The organism is Aequorivita soesokkakensis (assembly GCF_001641085.1).
Lineage (GTDB): Bacteria > Bacteroidota > Bacteroidia > Flavobacteriales > Flavobacteriaceae > Aequorivita > Aequorivita soesokkakensis.
On record NZ_LXIE01000011.1, the window covers coordinates 25,272 to 37,583 of the forward strand.

The following is a 12,312-nucleotide window of genomic DNA, read 5'->3' on the forward strand; positions in this document are numbered from 1 at the left end:
AAAAATTATTTTGCGAGTTCAATAAGTTTCGCGAGGGTGCGGTAGTTTCGGGTGGTGGCTTCAACTTTCAGCTTTTTCTCAAAAAAGTTGTTGTTGCATTTGGCAACGCCATATCCTTTGGAAGCAAAAAGATACACGCAATTTTCAGTAATATTGAATTCTTCGCCGGGGTACGTCTCTTGGCTAACTTTTTCTGTCAAATTTTTTGCGGGCGGTTCATTGAGCAAGATAAAATAGGAAGCCTTTTTCTTTTCTTCGGAAAATGGACAGGCCGCAAGAATCCTTTCAATTTCAGAAACTGTTTTTACCAATACGGGAACTTCAAAACCGAACGATTTCTGTATGCCCTTGCTGATTTTTTCAGTTAAACCGTTTTTAGATTCCGAAGCAAAAACAACGTTTCCGCTCTGTATATAAGTAACAACATCAGCAAACCCCAACTCCTCCACAAGAAGTTTTAGGTCCGTCATTTTCATCTGTTTGTTGCCCACGTTTATTCCGCGCAACAGGGCGATGTAGGTTTGCATATTAATAGGATTGGTGTTGATTTAAAATTCTCAATACGGTTATTGTTTCATTCACAACGTTATAATGAATCGAATATTTAAAATCTTTTAAGTGAACAATCCGAATATCTCCATAACGCACTTGAAACTGGAATGGATTGGATTGTATCCGCATCATCTGCAAATGAAAATCCTTATGAAATCTTGCACCTACACCTATGGCACAAAAAAAACAATCAATAGTATTAAATTCAATATCCGCCTCCCGAGAAAATTCTAAATTAAAATCCATACTTTTTTCGGATTTCAGAATATGGAATTGTTTCTAATGTCCCATTCTTTTGCCTTTCCAGCATATCATCCATCATCGCTTTGTATTCTTCGGAAGGTTCCGCAAAGTGAAGCGCCCTATCTTCAATCATAAATTCAAGATAATTCTTTAAGGAACGTTTTTGAAGTTTTGCCTGCACTTCAAGAATTGCAATCGCCTTATCATCTAGCTCGATCAATTTTTTTGTCTTTCCCATTGTATATAGATTATATATACCAAATATATACAAATAGAGAATAAAATACAATAGAATATTTACAGATTTTGCGCAACAATAAACCCACCCGTCCAAGCATTCTGAAAATTAAAGCCACCGGTAATTGCATCAATATTAAGCACTTCTCCAGCGAAATAAACGTTTTTGCAAATTCGGCTTTCAAAGGTTTTAAAGTTCACTTCCTTTAAATCCACGCCGCCTGCCGTCACAAATTCTTCCTTAAAAGTACTCTTTCCTGCAACCTCGAAAATTCCGCCCGTCAATTGGTTTGCTATATTCTGAAGGTTTTCGCGAGTGGCATCGGCCCAAGTGAGCCGTTCATCAATCCCCGAAGATTTAATGATACTTTGCCAGAGACGTTTTGGCAAATCGAACTGGGCGTATTTATAAATGGTTTGTTTTCCCTGCAAAAGTTTTAATTCTTTCAAAGCATCCAAAACTTCTTCTTCGGAAAGCGTGTTCAACCAATTCACCTCAATCTTAAAATGATAGTTTAAAGGCTCCAAAACACGAGCACCCCAAGCCGAAAGTTTTAATATGGCGGGACCGCTCATCCCCCAATGGGTAATCAATAATGGACCGCTACTTTCCAAAACCGTTTTCCCCTTCTCATCCAGCACTTTCACAGAAGCATCAGTACTTAAACCAGGCAAATCAATAATTCGCGAATCCTTAATATTAAACGTAAAAAGCGAAGGAACAGCAGGAATAATGGTATGTCCCAAACCTTCCAGCAATTGCCAAATCTTCGGATTGCTGCCGGTAGCGACCACAATTTTTTCTGCTGAATAAGTATCTGTGGTTGTATTGATTATGAAATGATCTGCTTCTTTTTGAATCTTTTTTACAGATTGATTAAGAAGAATATCAATCCCAAATTTTTTCGCTTCAAAAAGAAAACAATTGATTATCGTTTGCGAAGAATCCGAAACTGGAAACATTCTGCCGTCTTCCTCTATTTTAAGTTCCACGCCGCGTTTTTCAAACCATTCAATGGTATCGCCCGTCATAAAAGTATGAAACGGACCCAAAAGTTCCTTTTCGCCACGCGGATAATTTTGCGTCAATTCCTTCGGAAGAAATTCGGCGTGGGTTACGTTGCACCTTCCGCCGCCGGAAACTTTTACTTTGGTGAGCACTTCCTTTCCACGTTCGAGAATTATAATTTTAAGTTTCGGATTTTTTTCAGCAGCATTTATTGCCGTGAAAAACCCTGCAGCACCGCCGCCAATTATTATGACATCGGCCTGTTTCAAGCCAGGACTTTTTCTTCCGCAAATGATTCGCAGAGAGTGATGGTTTCCTTTACATCATCAAGTGTTGTTCGCGGATTTATCAAACACATTCTTAAAACAACTTGTCCGTTAAGTACAGTAGTTACAAGCAACGCTTGTTTTGAATCCACAACATTTTGTGAAATGCGTTGGTTCAACGCATCCAGTTTTTTCTCTGAAAGTTTGTTGCCAATTGGGTTATATCTAAAGTTGATGACCGCCAAAGTTGCGGGAGAAATAACTTCCCAATTTGAGCTTTTCCGAAGAAAACTTTCCGTCGCTTCTGCAAGTTTTACGTTATAGGTAATTGCTTTTCGGAATTCACCCATTCCAAAGGTTTTTACTGACATGTAAAACTTCAATGCCCGGAAACGGCGCGTCAACTCAATGCCGTGGTCGTAAAAATTTATTTTGGAAGTATTGCCTTCAATATCGCGAAGATATTCAGGCTTTTCGGTGAAAGTTCCCTTCAACCACTTATGGTTTTTAATCAAAAGACAGCCAATTTCATAAGGTTGAAAAAACCATTTATGCGGGTCAACGGTTAGTGAATCTGCTTTTTCAATTCCTTTTAAAAGTTGTTTTCCGTTTTCGGAAAGGATTGCAAAACCGCCGTAAGCCCCATCAATGTGGAACCAAATATCTTCTTTTTTACAGATTTTCGCGATATCGGAAAGCGGATCAACCGTGCCGGTGTTTGTTGTTCCAGCAGTTGCAATCAAGCAAAAAGGCTGCAAGCCTTCAAGTCTATCTTTTGCGATTGCGTTTTTCAATTTATTCAATGAAAACTTGAATTCGCTGTCCGTTGGAATCACACGAATTTGCTCTTTTCGAAAACCGAGAACGCGGATTGCCTTTATATTTGAAGAATGCGCTTGGTCTGAAAGATAGATCACCGCATTGCTAAAATCGTCGCCACATTTCACTTTTCGAGCGGTCACCAAAGCAGTCAAATTCGCCATAGAACCGCCACTTGTAAAAATTCCTCCGCCTTTTTTCTGCGGAAAACCGAACATTTTTAAAAGCCAGTTCATCGTTACGATTTCCATTTCGGCAGCAGCCGGAGAAGCCGCCCAACCCCCTGAAAATATATTGAAGCCAGAAGCCAAACTATCTGCCATCGCGCTAATATAATTGCTGGGTCCGGGAACGAAAGAATATGATTTTGGGTGTGAAACGATGTTACTTTTGGTCATCACTTCGTCCAAAACAAACTTTAAAATTTTTTGTGGATCGCTTGCTTTTTCTGGGGCATCTTCAAGAAACAAAGTTTCCATTTCTTCCCTTGAACCCGAAACCACAGGGAGTTTTTCATTCTGCGTTGCAAAGTGTTCTACAATGGCATCAACCACTTCATAACCATAGGTTTTCATTTCCTCTTTACTCAATTCCAGCGTAGCTTTATTCTGAATTTTCACGTGTTTCTTTTTTGAATTTTTTGAAAGTGCAAAATTAAGGTTTTAACAAAGGAATTTCGATCTTTAAACCAATAAAAAATACCTTGACAATAAAGCCAAGGCATTTTAAAAACTTGTCCGTTCGAGCGAAGTCGAGAACTTTTACCTGGAAAAAGGAGGTCTCGAGTGCGCTTGACCAGACATTTGTTCTATTCCACTATCATTTTCTTAGTTACGGTTTGCACATCGTTGCTGAAATTCACAAAATACAAACCTGAAGGAAGATTTATATGCAAAGTGTTTTGCCCTTCAGAAATAATTTCCGAAGAAATCAAATTGCCCTGAATTCCATAGACCGCAACCTTTTCAAAAGAATAAATATTATTGAAATTGATTTCGTTTTTCACAGGATTTGGATAAAAACTGAAGTTTTCAATGGTGTTATCCGCAACGCCCAAAACGCCACATTCAAATGGATCAAAAATAACTTCTCCCAAAGCTGGATTGTCAACTATGTGAAAAATAACATCTTCCACTTGCTGCTCTGTGCTTTGTTGGTTTTCAATCCAGCAATTGTGTTTTGCTGAAATTGTATTTGCAGTATTGTTATATAGCGCATAAACTACACCCCCGTTTTCGTTTTCAGCAAAAACATTTAGCCCAGGATTGTTTGAATCATCTCCAAGATTTACGGAAGCCGAGCCTTGTAGCGTAATTCCCCATAGGTTTCTTCGTATTTCATTTCCAGAGACAATAACGTCTGCACTTACCGATGAACTATTAAGGTTAATCCCGCTCCCACCAAGATTAGGATCACCTTGGATATTGTTGTCTTCAATGACATTATTAGTGATTTCCGCAGAATCATTGGTTCCAAGAATGGTAATTCCATAGCGATTACCGCGAATAATGTTATTGTCTATAACCACATTTACATTGCCGCCAACAAAGTTAGCTATGGCAATACCGCCGGCTTGTTCCAAAGCAGGATCGCCGATGATTGTATTTTGAATAATTTCCAAAGGTTCATTAGCCAAGGTTGTACCCAAATTTATTTGCGGACGGTTGCTATTGGCTTGGTTATTACCCTCAATCATATTATTGAAAATATAGGCTGAAACAACTGAATTTGCTGCAGAACCGATTGCAGGATTTTCATTGAAAGAAATAGTGTTATTTGTGATTTGAGGCAGTCCTCGGGAAAGTTGGATAACTGCACTTGTAGTTGCGCCAGAAACATTATTTGTCAGCGTACAATTATCTATCGAAAAAGTTTCCGTCAAAACCCGAAGTCCGCCGCCGTATTCAATAGTTGTATTACTGATATCTATAGTTGAAAATTCCTCAAAAAGGAAACCTTCGTAAGGGGCATTTTCATCCAAAGCCGTAATGGTTACCGCGTTTGAATTTATCGTAAATGCACCAAAAACAGTGATCAATTTGTCAGTATCAATTAAGAGCGTTAAATCGGAATCTATAATTACAGTATCATTTTCTGAAATAGTGAGATTTCCCAAAAGGGTATAATCATTTCCCGAAATAGTGATGGTTGTTGGGCTGGCTGCCGCAATATCGGCCAGCGTCCAAGTTACACCCGTATTTGGGGTGGTGTAATCCTGCGCAATTGCAATTGTGAAAGTTAAAAAGACTAATAAAGTACTGAGGATAATTTTTTTCATGAGTTTGTTTTTTTGAAGCCGTAAAAGTAGGAATATGTGTTTAAGCAAAAAAGATATTTGTATGCTTTAGCATTTTGAAAAAAACTAACTTTGAAAAATGGTTTTATACATTCTGATACTATTTTTTATCATCAGCCCCTTTTTCCCTGCTACCGGAAATCCGCATTGGTTTTTTAGAACTGCGGATTTTGTAAGGCTTCAATCGTTGTTTATTCAGTTTATTTTACTGGGACTGTTTCTTTATTTTGAAGAAAACTTTACCGCTTTTAGCTGGATATTACTTGTGGCGCTGATTGCAACCATATTGTATCAACTTTATAAAGTATTTCCATACAGTTCCCTTTTTCCTAGAAGAAGATCACACGCTGCGAGTGACGGCAATGTTTCAATTTTGGCGGGAAACGTACTTCAAACCAATTCGTGCTATCCAGATTTTTTAAATGAAGTGAAACGCTTTGACCCAGATTTGGTTTTAACAATGGAATCCAACAAAGACTGGGAAAATTGTCTTTCAGAAATTGAAAAAGAGTATCCTTTCACTGTAAAAGTGCCTTTGGAAAATTTTTATGGAATGCATCTTTATTCTAAGAAAGAACTTGAAAATGTTGAGGTTAAATACCAAATTGAAGATGACAAACCTTCCATATTTTTCGATTTCCCAATTGAAGGGCAACAGCCTATTTTCTTTTGTTGTTTACATCCCGCGCCGCCCAGCCCAACCGAAAATGAAACATCAAAAGAACGCGATGCCGAATTGATGCTTACCGGGAAAAGAATTAGAAAGCTAGATAAGCCCACCGTAGTTTGTGGAGATATGAATGATGTGGTTTGGAGCCGGACTACAAGGTTATTTAAAAAAATGACGGGAATGATTGACCCACGCGTAGGTCGTGGTTTCTTTTCAACTTATCATGCAGGTTATTTCTTTTTAAGGTTTCCTTTGGACCATCTTTTTCATACCCGAGATTTATATGTTGAAAAAATGGTTCGCTCCAAAGACTTTGGAAGCGACCATTTTGCGATGTATTATGAGATTTTTCATAAAAAAAAAGTCAAAACCCCGGAAAATCCAAAACTAAACGGGGATGAGAAAGAGGAAGTTGAAGAATTGATCGAAAACGGAAAAGAGAATCAATAAAAAGCCCTTCATTTCTGAAGAGCTTTTTACTCTGTATAGGCGGAGACCCCGAGGCTTCGGGAGAACTCTCAGAACCAAATCTTTTTTAAAAACAAAAAAGCTGACTCGTAAAAGTCAGCTTTTTTTTATTTGTACAGGCGGAGAGACTCGAACTCTCACACCTCACGGCACTAGATCCTAAGTCTAGCGTGTCTACCAATTCCACCACGCCTGCATCAAAATCCTTTACAACACTTAGGACATATTGTAAAAGGAGTGCAAATATAAATAATACTTACAAATGATTGCTAACTTATTTCAAAATTTTTTTGAAGCACTATTCCCGAAGCCAAGACTTCATCTTTGGAAAGGCATTTTCGCCCTCTATATCAGTCAATCCCATCCATTGCAATAACGGAAGCCCAATATAGTTTTCACTTTCAAATTGTTCGGTAAGCCATTTCGCTTCGCCTTTGTAACCAGCTTCGTGAAAAACAATTTCTGTGGGCAATCCTATTTTCCGTGCAGCGGCAAACGACCAAAGCAAAACCGCCATTTCCTCCCCCGCTTTTTCGCTATTGTTTTCAATAACATTATCATTAAGGATCTCACGTTCCGCGGAAAGTGACACGGCAATATGTCCTGCTTCGTGGAGCAAATCGCCGGGATATTTCAGATTTTTTAAATCAATTTGCAAGCTTCCATTTTTAATCTGAATACCGGGCAAAAAGGTTTCTGTTTCAATTTCAGTGAAATTATACTGAATGGAAATTTCATCAAAAAACTGAAAAATCTGCTTCAAAACCAAATCACGTTCTTTTCCCTTTTCCATTAAATTTCACTTTGTAATTTTGCAATCATCGCTTTGGAAGTCTCAGTACCCATCAGTTTCAATTGTTCTATCATTTGCAATTTTGTTTCGCGGGAATATTCGGGCGCTGCCTTTTCAGCTTCAAAATTATAACCGCATTCCGCAAATAAATTATCCGACCAATCATTGCGAATACAGTCCATTACCAAATGAATTCTATCGGCTTTTCCATCGTTTCGAACACTGTGAGGCAGATTGAAATTACCGTACCAACATTCTGTGGGAAGCATTTTCACTTCTTTTGAATCGATAAAAAAATGAACTTCTTCATTCGTAATAATTGGAATGTGGATTCTGAAAATACCATCTTCATACCCCAAATTATAATCTGTGTGCTCTTTAATAATGCTGCCCGGTTTTAAGTTTAAAAGCCGAATGGATTCTTTTTCACATTCAAAAAAATCAATGACTTCTTTAAAATAAGCACATTTTTGAAGCAGTTCCGTGTCTTTATATTTTTCCCCATTCTGCGGAAGCGCGAAAATATTGTTCATTTCACCGTTTTGAGAACGTAAAGCGATGGAAGTCCAATTGCCGGAATAATCATTTTTATTGAAGTGGGAAGTGAAATTATATTTTTTACAAATTGCCAAATCGTCCAAAAGTTTTTCTTCAGAAAAGTGAAAAGGCAATTTTAAAAAAGCATTTTCCATAAAATGAAAGCGTTCGTTCACCTGCCAAATTACGGCATTTTTAGTACTTTTAGAAAAAATTGAAATACTTTATGAAAAGTGCAAAATCTTACATTGAAAAAAACAAGGAACGATTCCTTGATGAATTGGTTGAACTATTAAAAATACCTTCCATCAGCGCCGATTCAGCCTATAAAAAAGACGTTTTAAAAACTGCTGAAGCAGTAAAAAAACAACTTGCAAAAGCAGGTTGTGATTCTGTTGAAATCTGCGAAACGCCCGGTTATCCAATTGTTTACGGCGAAAAAATGATCGATAAAAAATTGCCAACCATATTAGTTTACGGACATTACGACGTGCAACCACCAGATCCGCTGGATTTATGGGACAGTCCGCCGTTTGAACCCGTAATCAAAAAAACAAAATTGCACCCTGAAGGCGCCATTTTCGCCCGCGGAAGTTGTGACGATAAAGGCCAAATGTATATGCACGTAAAGGCTTTGGAATATATGACATCAACCAACCAACTGCCTTGCAACGTAAAATTTATGATTGAAGGCGAAGAGGAAGTTGGCAGTAGCAGTTTGGAATGGTTCGTTACCAAAAACAGAAAAAAACTCGCCAACGATGTAATATTGATAAGTGACACGGGAATGATTGCGAAAGATGTGCCGTCAATCACAACGGGACTTCGCGGCTTGAGTTATGTAGAAGTTGAAGTTACGGGCCCCAACCGCGATCTACACAGTGGATTGTACGGAGGCGCAGTGGCAAACCCAATAAATATTTTGACCAAAATGATTGCCTCGCTTCACGATAAAAACAATCACATAACCATTCCTGGGTTTTATGATGATGTTCAAAATCTTTCTAAAAAGGAGCGCGAGAAAATGGCAGAAGCTCCTTTCAATTTAAAGGATTATGAAAAGGCATTGGATATTGACGCTGTTTATGGTGAAAAGGGATATTCAACTAATGAAAGGAATTCTATTCGTCCAACTTTGGACGTAAACGGAATTTGGGGCGGCTATATTGGTGAAGGTGCAAAAACAGTTATTGCGAGTAAAGCTTTTGCTAAAATAAGTATGCGATTGGTACCTAACCAAGATTGGAAAAAGATTACGGAACTTTTCAAAAACCATTTTGAAAGTATTGCTCCGGAAGGCGTTCGCGTAAAAGTAAAACCGCATCATGGCGGGCAGGCTTACGTTACACCAATTGATAGTTTGGGTTATAAAGCTGCTGAAAAAGCATATGAGGAAACTTTTGGAAAAACCCCAATTCCGCAACGTAGCGGTGGAAGTATTCCAATTGTGGCTTTGTTTGAAAAAGAGCTTAAAAGCAAAACAATCTTGATGGGTTTCGGCTTGGACAGTGACGCTATCCATTCGCCCAACGAGCATTTCGGGGTTTGGAACTATTTAAAAGGAATTGAAACCATTCCGCAGTTTTATCATTTTTTTACTGAAATGAGCAAGTAAGTTTCAGATTGAGCGTAGCCGAGAATTCTTAGTTCTCGACTGCGCTCGAACTGACATTATATTTTCTTCACAAAATCAGTAATGATCACAATCTGTTGTCCGTCAACTTTCCCTTCAATATATTTTTCGTTTTCGTGATCTAAGGAAATTCTGCGAACTGCCGTTCCCTGTTTGGCAACCATACTGCTACCTTTTACCTTTAAGTCTTTAATCAAAACCACAGAGTCACCCGCTTCCAAAATAACGCCATTGCTATCGCGATGTACTATTGCTTTACCTGTATTTTCAGCAAGACCGGCTTTTGCCCACGCTGCAGTTTCTTCATCTAGGTACATCATATCCAGCAAATCCTGCGGCCAACCTTCAGCTTTCAATCTGTTCAACATGCGCCACGCCATAACCTGAACAGCCGGAACGGTGCTCCACATACTGTCATTTAAACAACGCCAATGGTTTGGCTCTACTTTTTCGGGGTCTTCAATTTGCTCATTACAAGTATTGCAAATTAAAATGCTTACCTCAGCAACATCGGTAGGCGAGTTTGGTACTTCATAAACACTTAAATTTTCCTCGGAACCGCAAAGTTCACATTTGTTATCGCTTCGCTGTTGTAATTCTTTTTCAGAAATCATTTTTTTAAAATTTGTGCAAATATAAACTATTCTGCTTTGAGTTAAGTCGAGCGCTTCGACTGCGCTCAGCAAGACAAGTTTGGAATTTTGAATTTGCTATTTGGAATTTTCTGACCTCTACATTTGTAGAATTAAAATATTTATTCTACGTTTGTAGAGCATAAATATTTTTAATGATGACTTTATCTAATTCCGAAGAACAATTAATGCAGATTTTGTGGAAGCAGGAACGCGCTTTTATGAAAGATTTAATTGATGCGTATCCTGACCCAAAGCCAGCAACAACTACAGTCGCCACGCTTTTAAAGCGGATGCAGGATAAAAATTTTGTGGATTATGAACAAATTGGGCGCTCTCGTGAATATTTCCCATTGGTGAAAAAGAAGGATTACTTTTCAAAACACGTAAATGGGTTGATTAAAAATTTCTTCAATAACAGTCCGTCGCAATTTGCTTCGTTTTTTACCGAAGAAACCAATCTTTCCAAAAAAGAGCTGGAAGACCTTAAAACATTGATAGATTCAGAAATTAAAAAGAAATGATTATGGAACTATATCTTTTAAAATCTGCCGCCTGCCTTGTGTTGTTTTTCGCTTTTTACAAGCTGATTTTGGAACAGACCTCCATTCACAATTTTAAGCGTTTTTATTTATTTGGAAGTTTATTGGCTTCTTTTTTAATTCCGCTTATAACCTTTACGAGTTATGTAGAAGTTTCGTCAATTGTTCCTATTTATTCAGAAGTAATTCCGCAACTAAATCATGCTGAAGTTGAAAAAACCGTCAATTATTGGCCGTTTGTTTTATGGACGATTTACGCATTGGGTGTTTTGTTTTTCAGCATAAAATTTTTCAGGAATCTATTCAGTTTAATTCAACAAATTCGGAAAAATCCGAAATATAAAAACACCCCTTTTATAAATGTGCTTTTAAAGGAAACTATAATTCCGCATACATTTTTCAACTATATATTTCTGAACAAAAAGCAATTTGAAAACCACGAAATTCCGCAGGAAGTTATATTTCACGAAGAAACGCATGCCCGCCAAAAGCATAGTGTGGACATCCTTTTTGTAGAACTTTTACAAATTGTATTTTGGTTCAATCCGTTGTTCTTTTTCATAAAAAGAAGCATCAAGCTGAACCATGAATTTTTGGCAGACCGTGCCGTTTTAAACGCTGGCGCTGAAACCTCTGACTATCAAAAAATATTACTAGCATTCTCATCAAATGCGGCTACGCCTTCACTGGCACATTCACTGAATTATTCATCAATCAAAAAACGATTTACAATTATGAAAACACACACTTCAAAAAGAGCCATTTGGCTTAGAAGCTTATTGATTTTACCATTGCTATCGGTATTAATTTATGGATTTAGCACGAAGGAAGTTATTCAAAAGAACAAAGAAACAACTGAATTAAGCCATCAAAAAGCCACCAAAGCCGAAATTGCCGAATACAACAAACTGGCAAAAAAATACAATGCGGTGGATATTGAAAAACGGATTATCAAAAAGAATGATTTGGAACGATTGGAAACTATTTATAAAAAAATGACTGAGGAGCAGAAAGCAAGTGCTGAGCCATTTCCTGAGTGTATTCCGCCGCCTCCCGCTCCAGATGCTCCAAGAGTGAGAAAAGGTGAGAAAAGTGATATTCCACCAATACCCCCATCACCACCAGAACACATTCAAGAAAATTCAACTCCACAACAGAATAAAAGTTTGCAGGATGTAACTATTTATTACAAAAACAAGATAATTACTTTAGATGAAGCTGAAGATATACTTAAAAATAATAAAGGATTAACGATGAATGTCTTCAAAAATGAAGGAAAAGGAAAAGTAATTTTATCTGAAAAACCCGTGTCAAGTTTTAAAGACTATATGGAAAAAGAAACAAAAGCACCATCAGCTGAAAACGGAAACTTATATATGGCAGCCGAGGCGCCACCGGCACCAATTGCCGATCCTGTGGAATATGTAAAGGAATTGGGGAAACGGGGAGCTACTTTTTATATAGGCCCACATAAATACACCACAGATGAGGCGATTGAGTTAGTGCGAAAAAGCAAGGATGCTACTATTGATGTGAGTAAATACCCAGAAGTACATTTGGGAGGTTGCTAAGTTTAAGGTTGTCAGGTTGAGCGCAGTCGAAACCTATTAGTTCT

13 protein-coding genes and 1 tRNA gene are annotated in these 12,312 nt (G+C 37.9%); 4 read left to right on the plus strand and 10 right to left on the minus strand.

Features of this window, described 5'->3' with window-relative positions:
* Positions 1-5 precede the first annotated feature (5 nt).
* From A7A78_RS05840 to A7A78_RS05865, 6 genes are all read right to left on the minus strand, one after another.
* A complete protein-coding gene (locus A7A78_RS05840; RefSeq protein ID WP_068761514.1) occupies positions 6-527 on the minus strand; it encodes a DUF1697 domain-containing protein in 522 nt (173 codons plus the stop codon).
* 1 nt (position 528) lies between these two features.
* Positions 529-798 carry a type II toxin-antitoxin system RelE/ParE family toxin gene (locus A7A78_RS15085; RefSeq protein WP_068761515.1) on the minus strand — a complete coding sequence of 90 codons (270 nt, stop codon included), beginning with the start codon at positions 796-798 and terminating at the stop codon, positions 529-531.
* On the minus strand, positions 788-1,033 hold the full coding sequence (locus tag A7A78_RS05850; RefSeq protein ID WP_068761516.1) for a hypothetical protein: 246 nt from the start codon (positions 1,031-1,033) through the stop codon (positions 788-790). Before A7A78_RS05850 ends, A7A78_RS15085 begins: the two co-directional genes overlap by 11 nt.
* A gap of 59 nt (positions 1,034-1,092) precedes the next feature.
* Entirely contained in the window at positions 1,093-2,310 is a 1,218-nt protein-coding gene (locus A7A78_RS05855) for a BaiN/RdsA family NAD(P)/FAD-dependent oxidoreductase (RefSeq protein ID WP_068761517.1), read from the minus strand.
* Positions 2,307-3,701 carry a pyridoxal phosphate-dependent decarboxylase family protein gene (locus A7A78_RS05860; protein WP_068761580.1) on the minus strand — a complete coding sequence of 465 codons (1,395 nt, stop codon included), beginning with the start codon at positions 3,699-3,701 and terminating at the stop codon, positions 2,307-2,309. The genes A7A78_RS05855 and A7A78_RS05860 overlap by 4 nt, the downstream gene beginning before the upstream one ends.
* Before the next feature lie 233 nt (positions 3,702-3,934).
* Complete coding sequence (locus A7A78_RS05865; RefSeq protein ID WP_068761518.1) at positions 3,935-5,404, minus strand: T9SS type A sorting domain-containing protein; 1,470 nt, start codon at positions 5,402-5,404, stop codon at positions 3,935-3,937.
* 97 nt (positions 5,405-5,501) lie between these two features.
* On the opposite strand from A7A78_RS05865, the gene A7A78_RS05870 reads away from it, so the two are divergent.
* Positions 5,502-6,542: an endonuclease/exonuclease/phosphatase family protein gene (locus tag A7A78_RS05870; RefSeq protein ID WP_068761519.1), complete on the plus strand. Its 1,041-nt coding sequence runs from the start codon at positions 5,502-5,504 to the stop codon at positions 6,540-6,542.
* Positions 6,543-6,674: 132 nt separating this feature from the next.
* Here the strand turns inward: A7A78_RS05870 and A7A78_RS05875 are convergent.
* The 3 genes from A7A78_RS05875 to A7A78_RS05885 form a co-directional block, all read right to left on the minus strand.
* Positions 6,675-6,756 (minus strand) — tRNA-Leu (locus A7A78_RS05875).
* 102 nt (positions 6,757-6,858) lie between these two features.
* A complete protein-coding gene (locus A7A78_RS05880) occupies positions 6,859-7,353 on the minus strand; it encodes a hypothetical protein (RefSeq protein ID WP_068761520.1) in 495 nt (164 codons plus the stop codon).
* The gene (locus tag A7A78_RS05885; protein WP_068761521.1) at positions 7,353-8,045 is read right to left on the minus strand and encodes an aspartyl/asparaginyl beta-hydroxylase domain-containing protein; all 693 of its coding nucleotides are present in this window, start codon (positions 8,043-8,045) and stop codon (positions 7,353-7,355) included. The genes A7A78_RS05880 and A7A78_RS05885 overlap by 1 nt, the downstream gene beginning before the upstream one ends.
* A gap of 71 nt (positions 8,046-8,116) precedes the next feature.
* Between A7A78_RS05885 and A7A78_RS05890 the strand changes: the two genes are divergently transcribed.
* Positions 8,117-9,505, plus strand: a complete 1,389-nt coding sequence (locus A7A78_RS05890; RefSeq protein WP_068761522.1) for a dipeptidase — start codon at positions 8,117-8,119, stop codon at positions 9,503-9,505.
* A 56-nt stretch (positions 9,506-9,561) separates the two neighbouring features.
* Here the strand turns inward: A7A78_RS05890 and A7A78_RS05895 are convergent, their stop codons facing one another.
* The gene (locus A7A78_RS05895; RefSeq protein WP_068761523.1) at positions 9,562-10,137 is read right to left on the minus strand and encodes a PhnA domain-containing protein; all 576 of its coding nucleotides are present in this window, start codon (positions 10,135-10,137) and stop codon (positions 9,562-9,564) included.
* A gap of 176 nt (positions 10,138-10,313) precedes the next feature.
* Here A7A78_RS05895 and A7A78_RS05900 point away from each other — a divergent pair, with 176 nt between their 5' ends.
* Both A7A78_RS05900 and A7A78_RS05905 read left to right on the plus strand, forming a co-directional pair.
* Positions 10,314-10,679 carry a BlaI/MecI/CopY family transcriptional regulator gene (locus A7A78_RS05900; protein ID WP_068761524.1) on the plus strand — a complete coding sequence of 122 codons (366 nt, stop codon included), beginning with the start codon at positions 10,314-10,316 and terminating at the stop codon, positions 10,677-10,679.
* 2 nt (positions 10,680-10,681) lie between these two features.
* Positions 10,682-12,268: a M56 family metallopeptidase gene (locus A7A78_RS05905; RefSeq protein WP_068761581.1), complete on the plus strand. Its 1,587-nt coding sequence runs from the start codon at positions 10,682-10,684 to the stop codon at positions 12,266-12,268.
* The last annotated feature ends 44 nt before the right edge of the window (positions 12,269-12,312 follow it).